The 25,298-nt window shown below is 68.3% G+C and carries 23 protein-coding genes; 13 read left to right on the top strand and 10 right to left on the bottom strand.

Annotated features, from left to right (window positions below):
- Window positions 1-4: 4 nt before the first annotated feature.
- The 9 genes from KLK06_RS20165 to KLK06_RS20205 all read right to left on the bottom strand — a co-directional run bounded on the left by KLK06_RS20165 (window position 5) and on the right by KLK06_RS20205 (window position 9,836).
- Window positions 5-1,456, bottom strand: a complete 1,452-nt coding sequence (locus tag KLK06_RS20165; RefSeq protein ID WP_214637077.1) for a carboxyl transferase domain-containing protein — start codon at window positions 1,454-1,456, stop codon at window positions 5-7.
- Complete coding sequence (locus KLK06_RS20170; protein ID WP_214637078.1) at window positions 1,453-2,637, bottom strand: CaiB/BaiF CoA-transferase family protein; 1,185 nt, start codon at window positions 2,635-2,637, stop codon at window positions 1,453-1,455. Before KLK06_RS20170 ends, KLK06_RS20165 begins: the two co-directional genes overlap by 4 nt.
- Window positions 2,634-3,503: a fumarylacetoacetate hydrolase family protein gene (locus tag KLK06_RS20175; RefSeq protein WP_250905729.1), complete on the bottom strand. Its 870-nt coding sequence runs from the start codon at window positions 3,501-3,503 to the stop codon at window positions 2,634-2,636. The genes KLK06_RS20170 and KLK06_RS20175 overlap by 4 nt, the downstream gene beginning before the upstream one ends.
- Before the next feature lie 15 nt (window positions 3,504-3,518).
- Window positions 3,519-4,985: an NAD-dependent succinate-semialdehyde dehydrogenase gene (locus tag KLK06_RS20180; protein WP_214637079.1), complete on the bottom strand. Its 1,467-nt coding sequence runs from the start codon at window positions 4,983-4,985 to the stop codon at window positions 3,519-3,521.
- Between the two features lie 42 nt (window positions 4,986-5,027).
- Window positions 5,028-5,990: a cyclase family protein gene (locus KLK06_RS20185; protein ID WP_214637080.1), complete on the bottom strand. Its 963-nt coding sequence runs from the start codon at window positions 5,988-5,990 to the stop codon at window positions 5,028-5,030.
- A 22-nt stretch (window positions 5,991-6,012) separates the two neighbouring features.
- Window positions 6,013-6,837 carry a prephenate dehydratase domain-containing protein gene (locus tag KLK06_RS20190; RefSeq protein WP_214637081.1) on the bottom strand — a complete coding sequence of 275 codons (825 nt, stop codon included), beginning with the start codon at window positions 6,835-6,837 and terminating at the stop codon, window positions 6,013-6,015.
- Window positions 6,838-6,970: 133 nt separating this feature from the next.
- Window positions 6,971-7,639, bottom strand: coding sequence for a GntR family transcriptional regulator (locus tag KLK06_RS20195; RefSeq protein WP_214637082.1), 669 nt, complete (start codon window positions 7,637-7,639; stop codon window positions 6,971-6,973).
- 151 nt (window positions 7,640-7,790) lie between these two features.
- Window positions 7,791-8,807 (bottom strand): dihydrodipicolinate synthase family protein, encoded by a 1,017-nt coding sequence (locus KLK06_RS20200; RefSeq protein ID WP_214637083.1) that lies wholly within the window; start codon window positions 8,805-8,807, stop codon window positions 7,791-7,793.
- 39 nt (window positions 8,808-8,846) lie between these two features.
- The gene (locus KLK06_RS20205; RefSeq protein WP_214637084.1) at window positions 8,847-9,836 is read right to left on the bottom strand and encodes an ornithine cyclodeaminase family protein; all 990 of its coding nucleotides are present in this window, start codon (window positions 9,834-9,836) and stop codon (window positions 8,847-8,849) included.
- 241 nt (window positions 9,837-10,077) lie between these two features.
- Between KLK06_RS20205 and KLK06_RS20210 the strand changes: the two genes are divergently transcribed.
- The gene (locus KLK06_RS20210; protein ID WP_214637085.1) at window positions 10,078-11,040 is read left to right on the top strand and encodes a VOC family protein; all 963 of its coding nucleotides are present in this window, start codon (window positions 10,078-10,080) and stop codon (window positions 11,038-11,040) included.
- 82 nt (window positions 11,041-11,122) lie between these two features.
- Here the strand turns inward: KLK06_RS20210 and KLK06_RS20215 are convergent, their stop codons facing one another.
- A complete protein-coding gene (locus KLK06_RS20215; RefSeq protein WP_214637086.1) occupies window positions 11,123-12,103 on the bottom strand; it encodes a hypothetical protein in 981 nt (326 codons plus the stop codon).
- A gap of 352 nt (window positions 12,104-12,455) precedes the next feature.
- Here KLK06_RS20215 and KLK06_RS20220 point away from each other — a divergent pair, with 352 nt between their 5' ends.
- The 12 genes from KLK06_RS20220 to KLK06_RS20275 all read left to right on the top strand — a co-directional run bounded on the left by KLK06_RS20220 (window position 12,456) and on the right by KLK06_RS20275 (window position 25,183).
- A complete protein-coding gene (locus tag KLK06_RS20220; RefSeq protein WP_214637087.1) occupies window positions 12,456-13,304 on the top strand; it encodes an ABC transporter ATP-binding protein in 849 nt (282 codons plus the stop codon).
- Window positions 13,301-14,155, top strand: a complete 855-nt coding sequence (locus KLK06_RS20225) for an ABC transporter permease (RefSeq protein WP_214637088.1) — start codon at window positions 13,301-13,303, stop codon at window positions 14,153-14,155. The genes KLK06_RS20220 and KLK06_RS20225 overlap by 4 nt, the downstream gene beginning before the upstream one ends.
- Window positions 14,152-15,207, top strand: a complete 1,056-nt coding sequence (locus KLK06_RS20230; RefSeq protein ID WP_214637089.1) for an ABC transporter substrate-binding protein — start codon at window positions 14,152-14,154, stop codon at window positions 15,205-15,207. The genes KLK06_RS20225 and KLK06_RS20230 overlap by 4 nt, the downstream gene beginning before the upstream one ends.
- Before the next feature lie 74 nt (window positions 15,208-15,281).
- Complete coding sequence (locus KLK06_RS20235) at window positions 15,282-16,727, top strand: aldehyde dehydrogenase family protein (protein WP_214637090.1); 1,446 nt, start codon at window positions 15,282-15,284, stop codon at window positions 16,725-16,727.
- A gap of 30 nt (window positions 16,728-16,757) precedes the next feature.
- A complete protein-coding gene (locus KLK06_RS20240) occupies window positions 16,758-18,518 on the top strand; it encodes a thiamine pyrophosphate-binding protein (RefSeq protein WP_214637091.1) in 1,761 nt (586 codons plus the stop codon).
- A 13-nt stretch (window positions 18,519-18,531) separates the two neighbouring features.
- Window positions 18,532-18,726 carry a ferredoxin gene (locus KLK06_RS20245; protein ID WP_214637092.1) on the top strand — a complete coding sequence of 65 codons (195 nt, stop codon included), beginning with the start codon at window positions 18,532-18,534 and terminating at the stop codon, window positions 18,724-18,726.
- Window positions 18,723-19,931 (top strand): NAD(P)/FAD-dependent oxidoreductase, encoded by a 1,209-nt coding sequence (locus tag KLK06_RS20250; RefSeq protein WP_214637093.1) that lies wholly within the window; start codon window positions 18,723-18,725, stop codon window positions 19,929-19,931. Before KLK06_RS20245 ends, KLK06_RS20250 begins: the two co-directional genes overlap by 4 nt.
- A gap of 34 nt (window positions 19,932-19,965) precedes the next feature.
- A complete protein-coding gene (locus KLK06_RS20255) occupies window positions 19,966-21,276 on the top strand; it encodes an aromatic ring-hydroxylating dioxygenase subunit alpha (RefSeq protein WP_214637094.1) in 1,311 nt (436 codons plus the stop codon).
- A 5-nt stretch (window positions 21,277-21,281) separates the two neighbouring features.
- The gene (locus KLK06_RS20260) at window positions 21,282-21,758 is read left to right on the top strand and encodes an aromatic-ring-hydroxylating dioxygenase subunit beta (protein WP_250905791.1); all 477 of its coding nucleotides are present in this window, start codon (window positions 21,282-21,284) and stop codon (window positions 21,756-21,758) included.
- A gap of 14 nt (window positions 21,759-21,772) precedes the next feature.
- The gene (locus tag KLK06_RS20265; protein WP_214637096.1) at window positions 21,773-22,036 is read left to right on the top strand and encodes a hypothetical protein; all 264 of its coding nucleotides are present in this window, start codon (window positions 21,773-21,775) and stop codon (window positions 22,034-22,036) included.
- Window positions 22,037-22,281: 245 nt separating this feature from the next.
- Window positions 22,282-24,066, top strand: coding sequence for a cellulase family glycosylhydrolase (locus KLK06_RS20270; RefSeq protein WP_214637097.1), 1,785 nt, complete (start codon window positions 22,282-22,284; stop codon window positions 24,064-24,066).
- Between the two features lie 61 nt (window positions 24,067-24,127).
- Window positions 24,128-25,183, top strand: a complete 1,056-nt coding sequence (locus KLK06_RS20275; protein WP_214637099.1) for a cellulose binding domain-containing protein — start codon at window positions 24,128-24,130, stop codon at window positions 25,181-25,183.
- The last annotated feature ends 115 nt before the right edge of the window (window positions 25,184-25,298 follow it).

Here is a 25,298-nt window from a genome sequence, read left to right on the forward strand (position 1 = left end):
CGCCTCAGCTCCGCTGACGGTGTGCGGTGAGCTGCTGGAGCAGCTGCGCCCCGATCGCCGCGGACACTCTCCGGCAGAAGTCCTCGGGGTTCTCGTGCGCGGGAACGGGTTCGGGCACGACTGCCTGCACCACCCCGTCCGTCAGCAGCTCGTGGGAGCCGACACGCTGCCTGCGTGCCATGTCGGCCGCCAGCCGGGTGCTGCCGTGCAGGATCACGCTCGCGCCCTCTGGTGGCAGGGGCGCGAGCCACGCGTGCTCGGCGGCGATGCGCGCTCGGCTGGGGAGAAGGGCGAGGGCGCCGCCACCGCAGCCCTCTCCCAGGAGTACCGACACGGATGGCACGGTGAGCTGGACGAGGTCGGCCAGGCAGCGGGCGATCTCGCCGGCGAGAGCCCGCTCCTCCGCCTCTGCCGAGAGCTCGGCTCCGGGGGTGTCGACGACGCAGACCAGCGGGCGCCCCAACTGCTGGGCGAGACGCATGCCGCGGCGCGCGGCACGCAGGTCACCGGGGCCGAGCGGGCCTTCGCGAGCCTGAGCGCGCCGGTCCTGACCGATCACGACGCACGCGACCCCCTGGAAGGACGCCAGGGCACACACCATGCCCTGGCCGGGCTCACCCGCGCCCGTCCCCGACAAGGCGACGACATCGCCGGCCCCGACGCGCAACAGCTCACGGACTCCTGGCCGGTCAGGGTGCCGGCTGAGCCGAATGGAGTCCCAGGGATCCCTCGCCAGCGCCACCACGGCGGTGTCGAGGGTGACGTCCGTAGCTCTGACCAGTGGCCCGGCCAGCAGGGTGAGTGCCCTCGGGGCGACGTCGGCGAGCTGGTCGGCGGTCACGACCGCGTCGATGACGCCCTTGGCGACCAGATTCTCGGCCACTTGGACACCGTCGGGAAACGGCCGCCCGTTGAGTGCCTCGTAGACCGAGGGCCCCAGGAAGCCGACCAAGGCGCCCGGCTCCGCCACGGTGACGTGCCCGAGCGACCCCCACGACGCGAACACCCCTCCGGTGGTGGGGTGTCGCAGATACACCAGGTACGGCAGGCCGGCCGCCTTGTGCTCGACGACGGCCCGGGAGATGTCCACCATCGTGACGAAGGCCGGGGTGCCTTCCTGCATCCGGGTGCCGCCGGAGGAGGGCGCGGCGATGAGGGGCAACCGCTCGGCCGTCGCGCGGCGCACGGCCGTCACGATGCGCTCGGCCGCGTCACGACCGATCGACCCGCCGAGGAAGCGGAACTCGCTCACGACGAGTGCCACGTCGTGACCCCCGATCCTGGCTCGGCCGGTGACGACGGCCTCGTCCGTTCCGGAACGTTCCCGGGCCTTGAACAGTGCCTTCTCGTACTCGGGATCCCGGTCGACGGGTACGACGGGCACGTCCCACGACTGCCAGGAGCCCGGGTCGACGTTCGCCTCGATCACCTCGAGGGCACCCGGCCGATGCGTCACCGGACCACGTCGCCGACCCAGCGCCGCACCGACTCCCCGTGCTGGTCGAGGACGGGCGGCGGCCGGTGCGAGGTCCGGGTGCGCTCCTGCCCGGACAGTTCGAAGAAGCGCAGCGGCGGCCCGGGCAGCGTGAGCGGCCCCAGGGTCTCGTGCGTGACGTCGATGGCCAGGCCCTGGCTCAGGGTCTGATCCCAGGTGTAGACCTCGTCCAGGGCGCGCACCTTGCCCGCCGGGATGGCCAGCTCGTGCAGCCGGTCGAGCAGGTCACCGGCGCTCCAGTTCGCGAAGGCCCGTTCGACCAGCTCGATGACCTGATCACGTGACGCGACGCGTTGGGCGTTCGTGGCCATGCCCGGCTCCGCGGGGTCGAGGCCGAAGCCCGCGCAGAACTTCCGCCACAGCCCCTCACTCCCCACGGCGATCTGCACCGCTCCGTCGGCGCACCGGAAGAGCCCGTAGGGGGAGATGGAGGCGTGGTGATTGCCCGACGCCCGGCCGACCTCGCCGGCGACCGTCCAGCGGGTCCCCTGAAAGGCGTGGACGCCGACAGCCGCGGCCAGCAGCGAGGTGCGGACGACCTGGCCGCGGCCGGTCGACTCCCGCTGGCGCAGCGCCGCCAGGACACCGTAGGCGCCGTACATGCCGGCGAGCAGATCGCAGATCGGCGTCCCGAACCGCTGCGGGTCATCCGGCGCCGATCCGGTCAGGGACATCAGGCCACCCTCACCCTGGGCGATCTGGTCATAACCCGGCCGGCCGCCTTCGGGACCGTCGTGGCCGAAGCCGGTGATCGACAGCTGCACGAGCCGCGGGTTGAGCTCCCGTAGCACGTCGGCGCCCAGCCCGAGCCGTTCCATGACTCCGGTCCGGAAGTTCTCCACCAGCACGTCCGCCCGTCGTACCAGGGCGAGCAGGACCTCGCGGTCGGCGTCGTCCTTGAGGTCCAGGCAGACGGACTCCTTGTTCCGGTTGGCCGACAGGAAGTACGTCGACTCTCGTTCCCCCTCGTCCCCGACGAAGGGTGGCCCCCAGCCTCGGGTGTCGTCTCCGTGGCCCGGTGCCTCGACCTTGACCACCCGGGCACCGAGATCGCCCAGCATCATCGTCGCGTGCGGCCCCGCCAGGGCACGCGACAGGTCGACCACGAGCACACCGTCGAGGGGCCCGAGGGCGGCGCTCATGCGTTCAGCGCATCGTGGCGCTCCTGGTTGGCCACGATCGGGTTCCGCAGCACGCCGAGCCGCTCGACCTCGACCTCCACCTCGTCGCCGGCTCGCAGGAGCCACGGCGGCGTCCGGGAGTAGCCGACCCCCGACGGGGTTCCGGTGGCGAGCAGGTCGCCCGGGTGAAGGGTGAAGGTCCGGCTGATGAGCGAGAGCGTGTCGCCGACCGTGTAGACCATCTCGTCGGTACTGCCCTGCTGCACCACGGTGCCGTTGACCCGCGTCTCCACCTTGAGCCCGTCACGCAGGTCGCCCACGTCGGCAGCCGGTACGAGCGGCCCGAGCGGACCGGAACGATCCCCGTTCTTGCCCAGCGTCCACTGGGAGGTGAACTTCTGCGCCCGGCGCGAGGTCACGTCGTTGAACGCGGAGTAGCCGACCACGGCCGCCAAGGCGTCCTCGGGGGTGGCGTCGACCAGGGTCTCACCGACCCAGGCCACCACCTCACCCTCCCAGTCCACCCCGTCCTCGTCGGACGGCACCGGGATGCCCGCCCCGCCGACGGTGAGCGAGCTCGGCCACCGCGCGAACAGAGTGGGGTACTGCGGCACACCCTCGCTCGCGTAGGAACCCTCCGCGACGTGCTTGAGGTAGTTCAGCCCGATACAGATGACCCGCGCGCCCGGCAGCACCGGAGGTACGAGCTCGACATCGTCCAGCGGCAGCGTGGCCACCACTTCCGCCGAGCCGGTCAACCAGCGCCGGGGATCGGCCCAGAACTCCTCCAGAGGCGCGAGGACGCCGACCTCGAGACCGTTGTCCGCCAGGGTCCCCACGAGGACCGATCCATCGGTGTGGTGCAGTCCCACGATGCGCATGGACATGTGTTGTCTCCTTCGTCAGACCGGCAGCGCCGCGTAGGTGGTGTCGAGGTATTCCGTGATGCCTTCGAGGCCGCCCTCGCGACCGAGCCCGGACTGCTTGACGCCGCCGAAGGGCGCGGCCGCGTTCGACACGACGCCGAGGTTGACCCCGACCATGCCGCTGGCCAGGTCTCCGACCATGCGCAGCGCACGCTCCAGGTCACGCGTGTAGACGTAGCTCACCAGTCCGTAGGGCGTGCCATTGGCCGCGGCCACCGCCGCCGCCTCCTCGCGGAAGGTGGTGATCGGGGCGAGCGGTCCGAAGATCTCCTCGTCGAGCAGCGCCGTCCCCGGCGCGACATCGCTCAGGACGGTGGGCTCCACGAACCGGCCCTTCGCCGGTCCGCCGCCCACCTCGATCGTGGCGCCACGGTCGAGAGCGTCGGCCACCAGCCGCTCGAACTTCGCGACCGCCGCGTCATCGATGAGCGGCCCGACCTCGGCGCCGTCCTGCCAGCCGGCGGCGACCGTCATCGCTCCCATGCGGTCCGCGAGCCTGCTGGTGAACTCGGGGGCGAGCGACTCCGCGATGATGAAGCGGTTGGCCGCCGTACAGGCCTGGCCGATGTTGCGCATCTTGGCCAGCAACGCACCCTCGACCGCGGCGTCGAGATCGGCGTCCGCGCACACGATGAAAGGAGCGTTTCCGCCCAGTTCCATCGAGGTCCTCATGACGTGGGCCGAGCATTGGGCCAGCAGGAGCTTGCCCACCTCGGTCGACCCGGTGAAGGAGAGCTTGCGGGCCAGCCCGGACTCGATCACCGTGCTGACGACCTCGGCGGGGCGGGACGTGGTGACGACGTTGACCGCGCCTGCCGGAGCACCGCACTCCTCGATGATCTGCGCGAGGAGCAGGCTGGTCAGGGGTGTCTGCTCGGCCGGCTTGAGCACGGACGGGCAGCCGGCGGCGATCGCCGGGGCGATCTTGCGCGCCCCCATCGCCAGGGGGAAGTTCCACGGCGTGACGAGCAGGCAGGGCCCCACCGCCTTGTGCTGGACGAGAATGCGGGTCAGCCCGTTCGGCGACAGCCGGTAGTCCCCTCCGATGCGGAGGGCCTCGTCGGCGAACCAGCCGAAGAAGTCGGCGGCGTAGGCCACCTCCCCGCGGGACTCGGTGATCGGCTTGCCCATCTCCAGGGTGATGAGCAGTGCGAGCTCGTCCGTACGCTCGCGCAGCGTGGCCTCGACCCGGCGCAGCAACGCGGCGCGCCGCGCCGGGGACAGGGCCGCCAAGGCGGGCTGCGCATCGGCGGCGGCCCGGATCGCGTCCAGCGCGTCCTGCGCGTCGGCGTCGGCGACCTCGATCAGCGTCTCACCGGTCGCGGGGTTGTCCACCGGGAACGTCGCGCCACCCGCGGCCGGGCGCCAGCGCCCGCCGACCAGCAGCGTCGAGGGGATGGCCGGGAGTGAGGGGGCAAGGGTGGGCGTGGCCAACGCGGTCATCGATTCCTTCTCTCATGCGGTCTCAAGACGGTCGTCGTTGCCTCACAGCACCGCGATCCCGCCAACGGGACACCCGGACGCGCCGGTGATGGGCAGCGCGGGCGCGGTGAAGAGGAACTCGTACTTCTCGTAGCGGGCGCAGGCGGTCGCGAGCTCCTGGAAGTCGAAGATCTCGCCGATGGCCAGTCCCATGTGGACCAGTGCCACGACGTGGAAGGGCTGGAAGCAGTCGATCTCGTTGGGACGGACCTCGACGCCCCAGGTGTCCGAGGCGACCGCGGCGATCTCCCGCTCGTGGAACCACGGGGCGGTGTGGAGCGAGACGCCCGGGGCGGCGCCGCCCGCGTAGTCGCTCCACGCGTGCCGGCGAGCCTCGAGGAAACCGGTGCGGATGAGCACCGCGTCCCCGCGCTGGATCTGTACGCCCTGGGCTGCCGCGGTCGCCTCCAGCTCCTCGACGGAGATCGCGTAGCCGGGCTCGAGAGAGTCCACGCCCAGGTGCCGGGCCACGTCAAGCAGCACGCCGCGCAGCACGAACTTGCCCGCGTAGTTCTCCACGCCGTTCTTGGCCGCCCCGTTGGAGGAGACGAGGCCGGCGGAGCGCCCGTTGTACATCTTCCCCTTCCAGAAGATGTGGGAGAGCGAGTCCCACTGGGTGCCGGCCTGGTTGGGCACGATGAGAATGTCGTCGGAACGCCCGTAACCCTTGGCCGGGCCGAACCCGGCCGGCAGGATGTCCTGCGCTCCGGCCAGGTGGTCGGCTCCCGTCGCCGTCATCACGTTGCGCGGGTTGGCGCGCAGGGTGCCGGTCTGAGGGCCGCGCTGGTCGTAGGGGAGCGAGCAGGAGATGGTCACGCCGTGCTCGACGAGGGCCGCGGCGCGCCGCACTTCCTCGGGCCCGACGTAGTTCATCGTCCCGAGCGAGTCCTCCTCGCCCCAACGGCCCCAGTTCGTGCACTGCTCGATGTAGCGATCGAGGACGTCTGCTCCGCGGAAGTCGGACATCTCATCTCCATGGTCATGGGGGTCAGGAAACGGTTGACGTGGCGAAGACGCCGACCAGCCGGGAGCCGAAGGCCTCGATCGCCTGGTCGGTGAGGGGCTCACCACTCCGCGTACGCAGCACCAGGAGGTAGCGGTAGCGGAAGATCTCGCCGGTGGGCGCGTTCGTGATCGTGCGCACGGCCAACCCGAGCGGGGCCAGGCGCGCGAGAGTCTCGTCGAGCTCGTCACTGCCGTCGACGCGTACCGCCAGATGGTCGGCGCCGGGGGAGACCTCCAGCGCGGAGGTGAGCGCCCACCACCCGCCGGCGCTGCCGTCGTCGATGTCGCGCTCGATGATGTCCAGGCCGAGCGCCCGGGCCACGGCCTCGGTGCCGATCACGGCAGTCGAGCCGTCGCCGTCGAGCACCTCTCGCGCCGCGGCCACGGAGTTCTGCCGGTGGATCTCGACCGTCGCCGCGGGCAGCCGCTCCGCCAGGAAGCGACGGCACTGCCGGATGGAGCCGTGCCCACCCACCTGCTTGATGTCGTCCAGGCGGCTGCCCGGCTTGCCCAGCAGGGCGCAGTGGTACGGCACCACGATCTCGTCGCTGACGAAGAGCTTCTCTCCGGCAAGGATGCGAGCGGCGGTCTCGGTGCACGCGGTGTTGGAGGTCTCCGACGTCAGCACGCCCAGGTCGATCCGGCCGTCGAGGACGGCGGCGACGACGTCGTCCATCGTCGGGAGGTACTCCAGCCCACCCAGCTCGGGCCTGCGGCCGAGCAGCGCCTGTGTCGCCTGCCCCGCGAAGGTGAGTTCGCTGCCCAGCGTGCCGACCCGCCGCGCCGCCCGGTGGTCAGTATCGCTCACGGCGTCCTCCCGGCAACTGGATAGTGTATTCAGTACGCGACAACATAACATGCCTCCTGGGTGACTGACGATGGGGCTTGGTGTGAGGCCGGTCTCAGAAGGGCTCGGCGTGAGACCGGTCTCAGAGCCGATCTCAGGCGCCGGGGTGCTCGCTGCCGTCCTCGACCCAGCTCATGCGGACGAGCCGGTCACGGGTGTGCCCGACATGGGCCTCTATCTCGGCGCGGATCTCGTCCTCGTCGCCCCGCTCCACGGCCTTGAGGATGGCCTGGTGCTCGGCGAGCACCTCCTTGCGGCGCGGGAGATCCGGAGCGGCCAGGTGGACGTAGCGATAGATCCGGAACCGTACCTCGTCGATGATGGTGGACACCGCGGAGCCGCGACCGTGGAGCGAGCGATGGAACTGCATGTCCGCCTGGAGCCACTCCTCGGCCGACATGCCCAGATCCATGGCACTCGCGGCGGCCCGGGCCGCTGGAAGGTCCACGTCGAGGTACTTGGGCCGTGATCGCGCACGGAGCGTGGCGAAGGTCTCCAACGTCTGACGCAGGTCGAAGAGCTCAAGCACCTGCTCCCGGGAGAGCTTCGTGACGACGTAGCGTTGGAAGGGGTTGGCGTCGAGCAGGCGTTCTGCCTGAAGCCTTCGCAAGGCCTCACGCACCGGCACCCGGCTCACGCCGAGGTTGTTGGCGAGCTCGACCTGGTTGATCTCGGTCCCGGCCGGGATCTCTCCGCGAATGATGGCGTCATGGACACGCTCGTAGACGCGGTCTCCCAGCGTCGTACGTGAGACGGCATCCATGCCTGCGCCCGTGGACGTCCGGTTGAGGCTATCGCGCTCCCTGCCGCCCATCGGAGGGGTTGTCGACTTCTTCGGCATTCCCGGAGTATATATGTCAGGCGTATACAGTTTCCAGAAACCAATCATTGAGGAGATCACCGCGACCTCGCGTTCACTCCAGGTTGCGGCCGACGAAGTACTCCTCGTCCGGGTCGTCCGTCACCCACAGCCCCGAGTCCACCAGCGCTCGCCGGAACGCCGCCATCTCGCCGCTGTGCAGGCGGTTCGCCGGTACACGCATCGGCCCGCCGTTGAAGCCCGCGAGCCACGCCTGGTACTTCCACGCGGCCCGGTTCACGGAGTGGGCGTGGGGGACCGGCGCGACGTTGCCGTTGGCCCGCCATGCGGGGGCGATCTTCCAGAGCAGATCCATGGCCTGGTCGACCTTGCCCTCCCGGGCCAGGGCCAGCATCCGCGGAGCGGTGTCGCCGTAGTACTCGGTGTTGGAGGTCGCGATCACCCGCAGGGGGACGAGTGCGGCCAGCGCGATGGCCTCCTGGATGATCGGCATGGTGATCAGCACCTTCTCCGAGAGCCGGTGCCAGGCGTGCGCGAAGCCGGCGACCGACGGGAACCCGCCTTCGGCCTTGATCGAGACGACGTTCGGCGCGGCGTCGACCAGATCGGCGAGCATGTCGATCGGCAACGAGGCGGAGTGGAGCCGCTCGAAGCCCCAGTGCGTCATCGGGAAGAGGATGACGGCCAGGTCGGTCGCGTCGCAGAACGCCTTGGTGTAGTCGTGGAGCTCCTGCAGGGACTTCGGGTAGAAGCACGGCGGGTACGACAACAGCGCGAGGCGGGCTCCGGCGGCCGCGGCACGCCGCGCGGCGACGATGTTCTCCTCCAGCGTGTTGAACGACGCGTGGAAGATCAGGTTGAGCCGGTCCCCGGCCTCGTCGTGTGCGATCTCGGTGAAGCGGATGTACTCGTCGAGGGTGATGTTGACCTCGCTGACGAGCAGCGTGCCCGTGAACCCGAGCTCGATCACCCGTCGGACGTCATGGCGGATGCCGCGTTCGTTCAGGCGGGTCAGGTCGGCCGAGAAGCTCGGGATGACCACGTTGTTGACGCCGTGAAAGTGCTCATGGGCCCAGTCCCGCACGTCGTTCTTGCCGATAGCGCTCGTCATGTGTGATTCAGTCTCCTCGTGTTGTGAGATGTCGGGTGGTCAGCGGCGGCTCTTGGGTATGGCCAGGTCGTCCCAGTTGGTCCCGAGACCGGCCTCGACCGAGCGTCGGTACACCAGCTCGGCGGCGACGAGGTCCTGGAGAGCGGTTCCGACGGACTTGAAGATGGTGAGGTCCCCCTGCGGGTCCTCGGGAAGCGACGCCTTGCCCTGCAGCAGGTCGCTGAGGCGCAGGACGGTGCTGAGGCTGCCGCCCTCGTCGACGAACTCCCGGATGTCGCCGGACTCATCCGCGATCTGCTCCGGATCGGCGTCGAAGACGAGGGTGCCCGCCCGCCTGAAGACGGCCGTGTCGAGCTCGCGCAGGTCGCGGTGGGTGGAGCCGATCGCGCTGATGTGCAGGCCGGGACGGAGCCATGCGGACTCACACGCGATCGGGCCTCCGTAGCCGGTGTTCGTCGCGGTGATCACATGGTCGACGTCGGCGCAGGCCTCCGCGGCCGTGGCGGCCGGCACTATCGACAGGTCGAGCTCCTCGCGCAGGCGGCCGGCGAGTCGCTCCCGGCTCGCCGGGTTCGGGCTGAACACCTTGACCTCGTCGATCTCGTTCACCGCGGCGAAGGTACGCAGGTGTGTCTCGGCCTCCAGCCCGGACCCGAGAACGCCGAGGCGTGTCGCCTTCACCCCGAGGGCCCGCGCGGCGACCGCGCTGGTCGCGGCGGTCCGCGCCGCTGTCAGGTAGCAGGCGTCCATCGTCGCCAGAACCTCGCCGGTCTCGATGGAGGCGAGCATGATCAGGTAGCGGACGCCCACGCCGTTGCCGCCGAAGAACGTCTTGAGCCCCATGACACCCGCATGGGGCACAACAGCGGGCATGACGCGGAAGAACCGGCCACCACCCGCGAGGTTCACCCGCCCGGGAATGTCGGCGGGGGCCTGCGCATCGATCCGGATGGCGCGGTCGATCGCCTCGACGAGCGAGGCCGGATCGAGGACGCTGCTCACCGAGCGGTCATCAAGCAGAAGAGTCATGGGCGATCCCTCAGGAAGCGGCGCAGCGGTCGTATAGACGCGGCGGTCGTATAGAGCGGAGTCGGCCGATCAGCACCCGGCCTTGACGAACGCGACAACTGTATACACTCTAGTGACAACTTTGCACGCGTCAAGTCACCATTCATCGTTGGGAGTCCTGAGGGGCCCCGCCGTGGAAGGTGCGCCAAGAATCGCCCAATTGCCTGCAAACTATCCGTAGTAGGCAAAAACCGGAGGAACCATGGAGCAGTCAGTAGAGCGTCTTGGATACGTCGTGATGGGTGTCCCGGACCTTGCCGAGTCGACGAAGTTCTACTCGAACGTCGGCCATCTCACCGTGCACGACTCCTCGGACGCGGCAAGCTTCCTCGGCGGCGGCTACGACCACCATTGGCTGCGGTTGGAGGAGAACCAGCACCGGCGCGGGCTGATGCGCGTGGGCTTCCAACTCGCCAATGACGAGGCGTTGTCCGACGTCGCGAACCGGCTGGACGAGCGCGGCATCCGGTGGCAGGAGATCGGCGACCTGGAAGGCGACGGGGTCGACCGCGGTCTCCGGTTCGTCGACCCCGACGGGGTCGAGATCGACGCCTACACCGACATGCTGTGCCGGGCCGTGAAGCCGACCCAGGACGTCGTGCGCATGACGGAGATGCTGCACGCGGTGTGGTTCTCGGCGGACCCCGTCGCGGCGCATCGGTTCTATGCCGACGTCCTCGGGTTCCGGGCGTCGGACTGGATCAAGCGCAACGCGGTGTTCATGCGGTCGGCGAACAACTACCACCACTCGCTCGGCATCTTCCGTTCGAGCCCCCAGCGCGCCGCGTCCATGGACCACTTCTGCATCCTCGTGGAGAACATCGACGACGTGATGCGGGCCAGGAACATCGCCCTGCGTCAGGGCGCGCAGCTCCAGAAGGACGTGCTCCGGCACGCCGCGTCCGGCTCGATCAGCGTCTACATCGCCGACCCGATGACCGGCATCTCCTTCGAGTTCTGCACCGAGCACGACATCGTCGACCCGGACCACCGGCCCCGCCTGCTGGAGGGCTCGCCGATCACGCGTGACGTGTGGCAGGCGGGCAGTCCGGGGCTGGCCAAGAACGCGCCGCTGGGGGCCACCTCGGACACGCCACTCACGCGGACGGCCAAGGAGAGCGGAGGGGAGAGCAGCGTCGCCGACCTGGCCAACTCCATCGCCTGAGGTTCGCGGCCCCCGGGCGCGGCGAGCCGTGAGCACGTCGGCCGAGGATCATCACCCTCGGCCGACGTGCCGGCCTGTGCTGTCACGTATCGCGGAGGCTCTCCGCGACGAACTGTTCGACGTCCCAGTGGGTGGTCGTCAGTCCGTCCAGGTTCGACTGCCGCGCGGCCAGGTCCAGCATCGCCTTGTTGGCGGCGAACCCGTACGGAAACGGGTCCGCCCCGAAGGCCGAAGCCTGCCAGTCCATGTCGTCATTCCCATCGAGGAAGACGCCGGCGGCCTTGCGGTCGCGCCGGTACGCCTCCTGCTTGGCGGCTTCGAACGCCGCGAAAAGCGCCTCGGGCACCCACGGCTCCTTCTCGACGAGGCGACGCTGGACGAGCACGGCGTGGTTGACCGGCAGAAAACCGGTCTTCCGCGCGAAGTCCGCCATGAACTGACGGCCCCCATCCGGGAAGAGCCGCGCCACCTTGCCCGTCGAGGTGTCGATCGCGGTCCCGCCCGCGGGGAACGAGGCGTCCAGCTCCCCGGCCTGGAGCATGCGATTCACCGCGCCGTCGCCGGTCCAGTGCAGGGTGACGCCTTTGGGGGGATTCGATTCGAGGCCCATCTGCCGGCCGTGGCTCTCCTCGCCCTGCCGTCCGATGTACCACTCGATGTCCTGGGGCCGGATGCCCCAGAGCACCTCGAGCTGCGCGCGGAACCAGAGGCCCGCGGTCATGGTGTAGTCAGGGATCCCGAACTTCTTGCCCTTCAGGTCGGCGCCGCTCTCGATGCCCGCGTTGGTGTTGACCCACGTGTTCAGCCCGAGTGTGGCCTTGCTGGCGAAGACCGGGATCAGCACCCAATCCCACAGGTCCTTCGGCCGCTCGCGGGTGACCATGAAGTTCGAGATGGAGAACTCGAACACGTCGTGCGCGCTGTCGCGGAGATGCATCGAGTGCAGGTCGCCCGCTTTGCCGCCCTCCCACGTGATCTCCATGCCCGTCGGCTGGATGGTGCCGTCGACGAGCGGTGCCACACGCCGGTTGGGGGAGAACGTGCCGCGCAGCCGCAGTGTCATTCCCGGCCTCCGATCTTGGAGATTGACTTATGTGGCAAGAGTATACAGTTGCCAGCCAGCAATCTGGATGTAACTCTTGACACACGTTCCGGCATCAGTAATCTGTATACACCTGGACCTGTTACGGCGTTGAGCTGGGCCGTTACGGACTCCGAGCAAGGGCACGGTCGCAGACTCCGGCAGCCGGCACCGCACAAGCACGAGGACAGCAACCGTTCGTGGATCCCAGGAACCTCGTATCGGAGAGGACGTTCCCCGGCTGCTCAGGCAGACGAGGCAGGCTGAGGAGGACTGAGAATTGGGCGACGCTTCGCCTGTAGAGCCCGGCACCGGCAACACTGAGGTGCCCGTGGTGGAGTTCAAGGATGTGACGGTGTCTTACCCCGGCAAGGGGGTGATCCGTCCTGCTGTGGTGGATGTCAACCTCACCGTGTCCAAGGGACGCTTCGTATGCGTGGTCGGACCCAGCGGGTGTGGCAAGTCCACACTGCTGCACGTGTGCTCGGGCCTGTTGAAGGTGACCGGTGGGACATTCCGGTACCAGGGCAAGGAATGGAACAAGCTCCACCAGGGGATCGGGTACGTCACCCAGCGGGAGACGCTGCTGCCCTGGAAGACGGTCCTGGGTAACATCGCGCTTCCGCTCAAGCTCAATGGCGTGTCGCGAGCGGAGCGGCGCGAGAGAGCGGCCGAAATGGCGGCGAGCGTCGGTCTCGGTGATTGGCTCAACCGTTACCCGCGAGAGCTCTCCGGAGGCATGCGGCAGCGCGTCCAGCTCGCGCGCACACTGGTCACCGCGCCGACGCTGCTGCTCATGGACGAGCCGTTCGGTGCCCTCGACGCCGTGCTCCGGGTGCGGATGCAGGAGTTCCTGAAGTCCCGGATCGAGGGGACCGACCTCACCACGATCTTCGTGACCCACGACCTGACCGAGGCGCTGACCATCGGTGACGAGGTGGTCGCCATGGCGGGAGCGCCAGGGAGGATCGACCAGATCGACAAGCTCGAGGATCTCCCGCGCGGGGTCTCGCCTGTCGAGCTCCGGCAGTCGCCGGCGTACGCGGCGCACGAAGCCAGGCTGTGGAAGACGATCGCCGGCAACCTGTCGGACGACGGCGTCGCTCTGAGCCACTCCGCTTCGGAACATGACGGCGACCACGCCATGACTGCCGCGACCCGCGGCGGGAGGGAAATCTCATGACGACAGTGGCGCCCAAGTCGGCGTCCAGAGCGACGTCTGATACGGCCACGCCGGTGGACGGGCAGGACCATCGTCGGGAGCGAGTGCTCGATCAGGTCAGGCTCTGGGCCATCCGGATCGCCATCGTGGTGGTCTTCTGCTCAACCTGGCAGTTCGCCAGCGGCCGGATCTTCCCCGTGTTCATCGTCTCGAGTCCGACACTGGTCCTCGAACGCTTCGGCGAGTTCATGCAGGGCGGCAAGCTCCTGTCGGACCTGGCCTACACCATGCAGGCCTGCGGCATCGGTTTCGCGATCGGCGCGCTGATCGGCAGCACGCTGGGCCTGCTCTTCGGCATCTACGAGTCCGTCTCGCGGGTCATCGCGCCGTTCGCCGCCATGCTCTACTCGACGCCGAAGATCATGTTGTCACCGCTCATCGTGGTCTGGGTCGGCGTCGACCTCACCATGAAAGTGTTCGTCGCGACGTTCTCGTGCATGTGGGTGATCTTCTACAACGTGTGGAACGCCACCCGGCACATCGATCGCAACCTGCTCGACCAGTTCCGGTTGATGGGCGCGAGCCAGCGCCAGATCCTCACCGGTCTGTATCTTCCCGCGGCGACGACCTGGCTGCTCACCAGCCTTCGTGTCGCGTTCCCCATCGCGCTGATCGGCGCGGTGGTCGGCGAGTTCGTGGCGTCATCGGAGGGCCTGGGTCACCTGGCTCTCGACTCCGGCCAGCGCTACGACTCCGCGGGAGTGCTCGTCGCGGTGCTGACGATCACCCTCACGGCAATGATCATCGATTCGGTTCTGCGGGCGATCCAGCGCAAGGTGGCGCTGTGGCAAGGCGAAGGAGTACGAGGATGACCAGGTCAAACGCGGGGTGGACGCACCGGCTGGCGCGTATCACCTCGGGCGTGTTGCTCGGGGCCATGGTCCTGACCGCCTGTGGCAGCGGCGGCGGTGGGACGATCACGGCGGACGCCAAGACCGGCAACCGGAAGATCCGGATCGCGGCGCCGTTCATCTCGACCATGAACTCGGCCGTCCTGTACGCACAGGGCACCGGCATCTTCAAGAAGTACAACATCGAGACGGAGTTCGTGGAGGTCCACGGCGCCGCCGGCCTGCAGGCGACCCTCGGCGGTAGCACCGACATGGCGATCACCTCGTCGGTGAACCCGGTGGCCGCCCTGCAGCAGGGCCAGGAGTTCCCGATCATCGCGCAGATCGGGAACGGATTCCCCGAGTCGGTCCTCGTCAGTGCCGCCGCGTGGAAGGAGAGCGGCCTGAAGGACGACTCGCCGCTGAAGGACAAGATGAAGTTCCTCGTCGGCAAGTCGTGGGGCGTCTCCAGCCCCCAGGGGTCGAGCAGCTACATGGCCAGGTACATGTTCCAGTTGGCCGGCCTGTCCGACAAGGAGTTCAAGATGAACTCGCTGGGCTCCGCCCCCGGGATTCTGGCCGCACTCAAGAGCCAGAAGGTCGTCGCGGGCAGTATGGGTTCGCCCTACCCGCAGGTGGCGGAGGCCGAGGGTTACGCCCATGTCTTCATCGACGTCAGCGGTGGTGAGGTGCCTGAGGTGACCAACACCCTGACCTCGGTCGTCGCGGTCACCCCGGACTTCTACAAGAACAACGGCAAGCTCATCGAAGACTTCAGGAAGGCTCTCGGGGAGGCGCAGAAGCTGGTCTACGACGACTCCAAAACGGTCGACGAGTGGGTCTACAACGCGCACTTCAAGGGCAGCCCCAAGGAGGCCGTGCTGAAGGGCGTTCAGGACCAGCGCGACGGCAATGCCATCGCGAAGCAGCCTGAGGTCAAGGCGGAGGCTGCCGAGAGGCTGGTCACCTTCATGAAGAAGACGGGCCAGCCCGTGCCGGACGACTGGCGCAAGATCTTCGTGGACCTGAAGTAGGACGTATGTGGGTGCGGGGGCGGCCCCGCACCCACGAGCGTGGTCAGATCCCGGCTTGAAAACAAGGAGTACAGGTGTCGGAATTCATTGATGGCCGGATGCTCATCGGCGGCGAGCTTGTGGAGAGCCGTACCTCGAACTGGTTGGAGTCGGTGAACCCGGCCAACGAGGAGGTCATCGGCCGGGTGCCGGCTGCCGGACCGGAGGACGTGGACGCGGCGGTGCAGGCCGCGCTGGGCGCCTTCGACGCGTGGGCCGGACTGTCGATGACCGAACGTGCCCAAGCGCTGCGCGGCTACGCGCAGCGCCTGCGGGAAGAGGGGAAGCGCATCCTCGACGTCGAGGTCCGCGACACCGGCAACAGCATCGCCAAGCTCCGTCATGACGTCGCGAGCGCGGTGCGGGGGATCGAGTACTTCGCCGGTCTTGGGACCGAGCTCAAGGGTGAGACGATTCCGGCCAGCGCCGATGCGCTGCACTACTCCGTCCGCCAGCCTTACGGGGTGGTGGGGCGGATCGTCCCGTTCAACCACCCGATCCTGTTCGCCGCGAAGTTCGGGGCCCCGCTCATGGCGGGCAACTGCGTGGTGATCAAGCCATCGGAGCAGTCTCCCTTGTCGGCGACCATACTCGCCGAGATCGTCCGGGAGACGCTCCCGGCCGGGGTGGTCAACATCGTGACCGGTGACGGCGCCGGCGCCGGTGTCCCGCTGGTGCGTCACCCGCTGGTGAAGCGGATCTCCTTCATCGGCTCCGTGCCGACGGGAATGGCGATCCAGCGCGCGGCCGCCGAGGTGGCCGTCAAACACGTCAGTCTCGAACTGGGCGGCAAGAACCCGATGATCGTGTTCCCCGACGCCGATCCCGACGAGGTCGCGTCGAACGCGGTCGCCGGCATGAACTTCGCCTGGATGGGGCAGTCCTGCGGCTCGATGAGCCGGATCCTGCTCCCGGACTCGCTCTATGACGCCGTCCTCGAGCGCGTGGTCGCGAAGGTCGCGACGATCGTCCAGGGAGACCCGGCCAAGGAGGAGACCGGCGCGGGCCCGATGAACTCGCGGGCCCAGTACGACAAGACCCTCCGCTACATCCAGGCGGGAATCGAGGACGGCGCGCGCCTGGTCGCCGGCGGCACCCGTCCGGAAGGTGCCGAGTTCGAGCGCGGCTACTGGATCCGCCCGACGGTCTTCGCCGACGTCACCCCGCAGATGCGCATCTTCCGGGAAGAGATCTTCGGCCCGGTGATGTCCCTGATCCGCTACCGGGACGTCGACGAGGCGATAGAGCTGGCCAACGACGTCGAATACGGCCTGACCGCGTCCATCTGGACCAACGACCTGAAGCTGGCCATGCGAGCCTCGCGCGAGGTCCGCGCCGGCTACGTCTGGGTGAACGGCGTGTCGCGGCACTTCCTCGGCACCGGGTTCGGCGGCTTCAAGAACTCCGGCACCGGGCGTGAAGAGTGCTTCGACGAGATGCTCAGCTACACCGAGACGAAGACGGTGCACGTCCGTGTGTGAGCGCCTCGAGCAGTTGCGAATGGAGTCCCTGTGAAGCCCGAAGCGCTCAACGTACCGATTACTGAACGCCCTCCCCTGGAATGGGGCAGCGACGCCATCGCCGAACTGCTCAGCCGGCTTGACCTGCCCTACATCGCCATGGTTCCCGGCTCGAGCTACCGGGGACTGCACGACAGCCTCGTGAACTACCTCGGCAACACCGGGCCGCAGATGATCGTGTGCCTGCACGAGGAGCACTCCGTCGCCATCGCGCAGGGGTACGCCAAGGTGACCGGCCGGCCGATGCTCGTCGGACTCCACAGCAACGTGGGTCTGATGCACGCCGCGATGGCGATCTACAACGCCTACTGCGACCGTGCCCCCATGGTCCTGATCGGCGCGACCGGGCCGCTGGACGCCGCGAAGCGCCGGCCGTGGATCGACTGGGTGCACACCTCCGCCGACCAGGCGGCGATCGTCCGCCACTACGTGAAGTGGGACGACCAGCCCGGCTCGGTGGAGGCGGCGCTGGAGTCGCTGATGCGCGGCAACCTCCTCACCCGGACCGAGCCGTCCGCCCCGGTCTACATCTGCCTGGACTCGGAGATCCAGGAGTGCGAGGTCGGCGCCGCTCTCGAGATTCCGCAGCCCGAGCGGTACCCGGTCGCCACGGACCCCGCGCCCGACTCGGGCACGGTCGACGAGATCCTCGCGATGCTCGCCTCGGCCGAGCGGCCACTGATCCTGCTCGGGCGGAGTGGTCGCACCGAGGAGGAGTGGAACCGGCGGGTGGCCCTGGTCGAGGCGCTGGGCGTCTGCTGCCTGACCGACATGCGCATGCCGGCCGCCTTCCCCACCGAGCATCCGAGTCACCCCGCCAAGCCCGGAGCGGGCCGGCTGAGCAAGTCCGGCGTCGAGTTGGTGCGGCAGAGCGACCTGATCCTCAGCCTGAACTGGACGGAGCTCTCGGGAACCCTCGCCGCGGCGTTCGGAGACGGCCCGCGGCCCACGGTGGTCACCTGCAAGAACCTGGGAGCCCTGCTCAACGGGTGGACCAAGGATCATTTCGCGCTGGTCTCCTCGGACCTGGAGGTCACGGCCGGCGCGGACCAGATGGTCTCGGCCCTGCTGGCCCGGGTGGGCGAGATCCCGCCGGTCGAGCGGCCTGACTGGCCTCCGGTGTTGGCGGCGACGCGGCCGAGCAGCCGCCCGGAGGTCGAGGGCGACCCCATCTTGATGTCCGACCTCGCCTCCGCGATCCGCGAGGCCGCCGGCAGCAGGAAGATCACCTACACCACGCTGCCGCTGGGATGGTCCGCGGAGGACGCGCTGTTCGCCGAGCCGCTGGACTACCTGGGCCGCGACGGTGGCGGTGGTGTCGGTTCCGGGCCCGGTATCGCCGTCGGGGCCGCGCTGGCCCTGGACGGGACGGGCCGCGTGCCGGTCGCCGTGCTGGGAGACGGCGACTACCTGATGGGCAGCTCGGCACTCTGGACCGCGGCGCACTACCGGCTGCCGCTGCTGGTGATCGTCGCGAACAACCGGTCGTACTTCAACGACGAGGGACACCAGCAGCAGGTCGCGCAGAGGCGCTCGCGTCCGGTCGAGAACCGCTCCGTGGGGCAGCATCTGCGCGACCCCGACCCGGACCTGGCGACGATCGCTCGTGGCCACGGGCTGTCGGCGTACGGGCCGGTCCTGGACCCGAGTGAGCTGCAACCGGTGCTCAGCAAGGCATTCGACGAGGTCCGCGCGGGCGGCACGGTGGTCGTGGACGTCCGGGTCAATCCGTACGGCTACGGTCGCGCTTGAGGGTGGGGTTTTCATGAAGCTGTTCATCGAGGTGGAGAAGTGCTGCGGGTTCGGCGAGTGCATCGCCCTCGCGCCCGATCTGTTCCGCATGGGTGATGACAACCGTGCGCAGCTCATCGGTGACGGGACGGTGGACCAGGCCGACGAGGAGCGTGCGGGCACTGCGGCCTTCGCCTGCCCGGCGGAGGCCATCGGAGTGGAGGAATGACCGACCGCAGTGACGTTCTGATCGTCGGTGGTTCCATCGCCGGTGTGCGGACCGCCGAGGGGCTGCGCCGGCTCTCCTTCGAGGGCAGCATCACCGTCCTGGAAGCGGGCCCGGACCTCCCGTACGACCGTCCCGCGCTGTCGAAGCAGGTCCTCGCGGGAGGTGAGAGCGCCGAGTCGGTCAGATTGCGCTCGCAGGCGGATCTGGACAAGGCCCGGATCGAGCTGCGGCGGGGCTGCCGCGGCGTCGGCCTCGACGTCGACGCCCGCACGGTACGCCTGGACGACGGCACCGTGATCGAGTACTCCGACCTGGTCATCGCCACGGGCTCCGCGCCCCGGAGGCTGCCCACGGCCCCGGCGGGCCCCGGTGTCCACTACCTGCGCACGGTGCGGGATGCCCTGGATCTTCGCGACGCCATCGACGGTCCGGTCCGGGTCGTGGTCGTGGGAGCCGGTTTCATCGGTTCGGAGGTGGCCGCCGCGGCGGCTGCGAGATCGGCGAGCGTCACCGTGGTCGAGCCGTACGCGTTTCCGCTCAGCCGGGTTCTCGGTGACCTCGTCGGCAAGCGGCTCGCGCGGCTGCACGAGAGCAAGGGGGTCCAGCTCGTCCTGGGCCGCTCGGTGCGGGAGGTCGGCGATGACGGTGCGGGCGGTAAGCGCGTCGTTCTCGACGACGGCACGACGTTGGACTGTGACGTGGTGGTCGTCGGCGTCGGCGCGATTCCCCACACGGACTGGCTGGCCGGTTCGGGGCTCGACGTGGCCGACGGCGTCGTCTGCGATGAGTTCTGCCGCGCGAGCGCGCCGCACGTCTTCGCGGCCGGTGACGTCGCACGCTGGCCGAACGAGCTGTTCGCCGAGTCGATGCGCATCGAGCACTGGACGAACGCCGTCGAGCAAGCGGGGGTTGTGGCGTGGAACATCCTGCATCCGGACAATCCGCGCGCCTACGCGCCGGTTCCGTACGTGTGGTCGGATCAGTACGGGAGCCGGCTGCAGATCGTCGGCCGACCGCGGGCCGAGGACGAGGTGCGGATCGTGCTCGATGATCCAGCCGGCGACAGCCTGGTCGCGTTGTATGTCCGCGATCAGGGCCTCGTCGGCGCCTTCGGGTTGAACGCGCCGTCGCGGATGCTCGTGTTGCGTCGCTCACTGGCCGCGCGGGCGTCGCTGGACGAGGTCATGGCGACCTTTACGTTGTGAGAGACCTTTGAGTTGTGAGAGAGAAGGTTAAGTTATGGCTCAATATGCTGAACTGATTCAGCCGGGCCGTGTGCACTCCGCGGTCTTCACCAGCGAAGACATCTACGAGGCCGAGCTCGAGAACATATTTTATCGCTACTGGATGTTCGTGGCGCATGAGTCGGAGATTCCGCAGCCGGGCGACTACTGCACGAAGTGGATCGGCCAGAAGCAGGTCATCGTCTCGCGAGCCGCCGATGGTGAGATCGGCGTCTTCTTCAACCGCTGCCGGCACCGCGGTGCCGCCGTGTGCATGGAGGAGTACGGCAACGCGTCCTTCTTCCGCTGCCCGTACCACGGCTGGACGTACAACTCCTCGGGTGATCTGGTCGGCGTTCCCTACCCGTCCCGATACGGCGACGACTTCGACAAGAGCTCGCTCGGTCTCGCCAAGGTCGCCCGCGTCGGGTCCGTCGCGGGGTTCATCTTCGCGTCGATGGCCGAGGAAGGACCCACGCTGGCCGAGCATCTGGGCAAGGCGGCCGGCTACCTGGAGGACTTCGTCAAGGCGTCGCCTCTGTCCACCGTGAGCCTGTCGGCGGGCACGTCCAAGTCGACGTTCTGGGGCAACTGGAAGTTCGTGGGCATGGACGGCTACCACACCAACTTCACCCACAAGACGGTGCTCGACCTGCGCCAGCGCAAGCAGGGCGCTTCGTACAGCCGAGGCGCCGGCAACTCCGACAAGTCGTCGAACGAGAGCTGGGACCTGGGCAACGGTCACTGCCGCCTGGACCTGACCGGGAAGGACAAGGTCGCCGTCGGGTCCGCGTCGAACACGTCGATCGCCGCCAACATCCCCGACACCGACGACGGCCGGGAGTACATGCGCCTGATGACCGAGACCTACGGAGACGAGGCTCCCGAGGTCATTCGCCGGTCCCGTGACGTGCACATCCACGTCTGGCCGAACCTGCAGCTGATCGGTTCTCAGGTACGCGTCATCCGCTCGCTCGCCGCGGGACGTACCGAGGTGATGAGCTATCCGGCGATGCTGGACGGTGTCCCGGACTCCATCAACACCGAGAGGATCCGCTCCTTCGAGTGGTTCAGCGGCGTCGCCAGCTTCGGCACCCCCGACGACACCGAGGTCTTCGAGCGCAACCAGATCGGGCTGCAGTCCGACTACATCCCGTGGCTGGTTCTCGGACGTGGGCTGACGGTCGCGCCTCAGGAGGACGGTTCGCTGGTCGGCAACGTCACCGACGAGGTGCCGCAGCGCGCGCAGATGCAGGCATGGCTGAGAGCCATGGGTCCCGAGAGCGCGGTCGACGTCGCCGTCCGGACCGAAGGCGAGGCGAAGTGACCGACATGGCCTTGCTCGGCGACGTGACCGAGTTCCTGCTCCTTGAGGCCGAGCTGGCCGACGCGAACGCGTACGATGAGTGGCTCGCGCTGTGGGACGATCCGTGCACCTATTGGGTGCCCTGCAATCGTGACGACTACGACCCGACGAAGCACGTCTCGATCATCTACGACGATCGCGCCCGCCTCGAGGAACGCTGCTTCCGGCTGACGACCGGAGGGGCTCACTCGCAGGAGCCCCAGTCGAAGGTGTGCCGGATGGTCGGCAGCATCCGCGTCGTGGACGCGCAGGGTGCGGACGACACCGTCGAGGTCACCGCCCGGGTGATCATGGTCGAGCTGCGGCTGGGCCGTAAGTCGGTCTACGCCGCCCGCTGCCACTACACCTTGTGGCGCTCGCCTTCGGGCTTCAAACTGCGCCGTAAGAAAGTGATGTTGCTCGACGCCGACGAGCCGCTGGGCAACATGACGTTCCTGATCTGATCTTGGGGTGTGCCATGACTGGCCTCAACGGTTCGAAGCGGCCGGACAGCCGCGCTGAGCCGCTCGATGCTTTCGTCGACGGAGTAGTGGTCGGCAACGAATTCGCTTCGATCGAGATATCGGTCGACACGTCAGGGCGCGTACACAGAGCGGTCCTGAGAGACATCACGTCCGGCCAGGCCCGCTACATCGATCCGCTCGTGCTCCAGGCGCTGGTCTACATGTCCGACGAGGTGATGCAGTCCCTGGCGGATCCGAACCTGATCGTGTCGGACTAGCTTTCACGTTCCCCTGGACGGGGGTCACCACCGCGAGCGCCACGGGCGGGCGCGGTGGTGAAAGTTTCATCGGCGTTCTCGGTCTTGTCCAAGGTCGGTGTGGGTGCCCCGCTTCCGGGTGGGGGACGCTCTTGCGAGGTAAACCGGTTCAGCAGATCGTTGGGAGCGCTCCCAAAACGGGGCGGGCGCTGCTTGGCCGCTTCAAGAAAGCGGTGTACCCATCGGTTTCGTCACGGAGGACCCTCATGCCATTCCGCCGGAGCTTGTGGCGCAGAGCCTTGACGGCCGCGGTCGCCGTACTGCTGGCCGGATTCGGGCTCGCCACCGTCCAGAGCGCGGCCGACGCCGCCGTGTCGTGTTCGGCCACCTATACCAAGAGCTGGGACAGCGGCAGCGGGTTCGGCGCCACCATCACGGTGACCAACACCGGTGACCCGCTGACGAGCTGGACCCTGAGCTTCGACTTCCCCAACAATCAGGTGATCACCCAGATGTGGGAAGGCGTACCCACCCCGGCGACGCCCACCCCGGCGGGCGCGGTCATCACCATCAAGCCGGTCTCCTACAACGCCGCCAAAGGCACCGGGGCGACCTGGACCGTCGGCTTCAACGGCACCTACACCGGTGGCGTCAACAACAACCCGCCCAGCGTCTCATGCACCGGCACCGGTGCCGGCGGGACGCAGCAGGCACTGGTGGCCTCCTCCACCAGCGTGAACGTGCCCGAGGGCGGGACCGGCGCCTTCACGGTCCGCCTGCAGGCCCAGCCGAGCGGCAACGTGACGGTCACCAGCACCGCGGGCACCGGTGACAGCAACATCACCGTGACCGGCGGCGCCACCCTGACCTTCACCACGTCCAACTGGAACACCCCGCAAACGGTGACGTTGAGCGCTTCGGAGGACAGCGACACCACGAACGGCACCCGGCCGATCACCGTGACCTCCAGCGGCTTGACGTCGGTGACGGTGAACGCCACCGAGGTCGACAACGACGGCAGCACAGGGGGCGCGGCACCCGCTCTGCACGTCTCGGGGAACCGGCTGGTCACCGCCGCCGGCGCCACCTACCGTCTGCTGGGCGTCAACCGGGCCAGCGGCGAGTTCGCCTGCGTGCAGGGCAAGGGCATGTGGGACAGCGGCCCGGTGGATCAGGCCTCGGTCGACGCGATGAAGGCCTGGAACATCCACACGGTCCGGATCCCGCTGAACGAGGAGTGCTGGAACGGCACCAACGGCACGCCCAGCGGCGCCACCTACCAGCAGAACGTCAAAGACTACGTGAACCTGCTGGTCGCCAACGGCATCACGCCGATCGTGGAGATGCACTGGAACTACGGCCAGTACACCGGCCAGGGCGCCGGCTGCTCGGACACCACGGCGACCTGCCAGAAGCCGATGCCCGATGCCCAGTACGCGCCGACGTTCTGGACCGGGGTGGCAGGCGCTTTCAAGAGCAACAACGCGGTCGTCTTCGACCTGTTCAACGAGCCCTACCCGGACGCGGCCGCGAACTGGGACGCCACCGCCGGCTGGAAGTGCTGGCGCGACGGCGGCACCTGCACCGGCATCGGCTACCCGGTGGCCGGCATGCAGTCGCTGGTCAACACGGTACGCGCCACCGGCGCGACCAATGTGATCATGCTCGGCGGGCTGGCCTGGTCCAACGACCTGAGCCAGTGGCTGACCTACAAGCCGACCGATCCGACCGGCAACCTGATGGCCGCCTGGCACACCTACAACTTCAACACCTGCTCCAACACCGCCTGCTGGAACAGCCAGGTCGGCGCCGTCGCGGCACAGGTGCCGGTGCAGGCCGGCGAGATCGGCCAGAACTCCTGCGCCCACGACTACATCGACCAGGTGATGAGCTGGGCCGACGCGCACGGCGTCGGGTACACGGCCTGGACCTGGAACCCATGGGGCTGCAGCCAGGGCAACGTGCTCATCACCGACTACAGCGGCACCCCCACCAGCACCTACGGCGAGGGCTTCAAGGCACACCTGCTCACCCAGAACCCACTCTCATAGAACCGCTCGGCCGGGTCCGTCAGCCGGCGGGCCCGGCCGAGCTCTCTTCCTGGAGCCAGCCATGCGTCGCAGATCCCACCTGTACGCCTTCATCACCGCGCTCCTCGTGACGGTCGCCTTCGGCGTCGCCCTGCCCGCACGGTCGGCGGCGGCCCCCGTCCGTATCATGCCGCTCGGTGACTCCATCACCGCCGGGCCCGGCTGCTGGCGCGCCCTGCTCTGGAACCACTTACAGACAGCCGGATACACGAACATCGACTTCGTCGGCAGCGTCCCCGACGGCGGCTGCAACTACGGGTTCTCCTACGACGGCGACAACGAGGGCCACGGCGGCTACGCCGCGACCGGCATCGCCGACCAGAATCAACTGCCGCCGTGGCTGGACGCGGCCAAGCCCGACATCGTCCTCATGCACCTGGGCACCAACGACATGTGGGGCGGCTTCATCCCCACCAGCACCGTCCTCGCCGCATACACCAAGCTGGTCGGCCAGATGCGGGCGAACAACCCGAACATGAAGATCATCGTGGCCAAGATCATCCCCATGAACCCGTCCGGCTGCCCCACCTGCGCGGCCAGCGTGGTGGCGCTCGACAACGCGATCCCGGGCTGGGCCGCCGGCCTCACGACCGCACAGTCGCCCATCGTCGTCGCCGACCTATGGACTGGCTTCAACACGGTCACCGACACCGGCGATGGAGTCCACCCCAACGACACCGGCTTCCAGAAGATGGCCGACCGCTGGTACCCGCCACTCGCCCAGGTACTCAACGGCGTGACCCCGCCGACCTCACCCAGCCCCACCACTGGTGCCCGGTGCACCGCCACCTACAAGGTGATCTCCCAGTGGGGCGGCGCCTTCCAAGGCGAGATCACGGTGAAGAACGACTCCTCAGCCGCCTCCTCCGCCTGGACGACCACCTTCACCTTCGCCAACGGCCAGCAGATCACCCAATCCTGGAACACCACACTCACCCAGAACGGAGCCACCGTCACCGCACGCAACGCGAGCTACAACGGCAACCTGCCGGCCGGCGCGTCCACGACCTTCGGCTTCACCGCCACCTGGAACAACACCACCAACGCACTACCCCAATTGAACTGCTCACTCAGCTGAGCACATCGCGGGGCGCCACCTCAACGTCGAATCTCATAGAACCACTCGATCGGGTCCGCCATCTGGCGGGCCCGGCGCGGCCGGGAGCATGGTCAGAAGAGGACATCCGGGCCAG

The sequence above is a fragment of the Nonomuraea sp. NEAU-A123 genome (genome assembly GCF_018603905.1).
In the GTDB taxonomy this organism is placed as follows: Bacteria; Actinomycetota; Actinomycetes; order Streptosporangiales; family Streptosporangiaceae; genus Nonomuraea.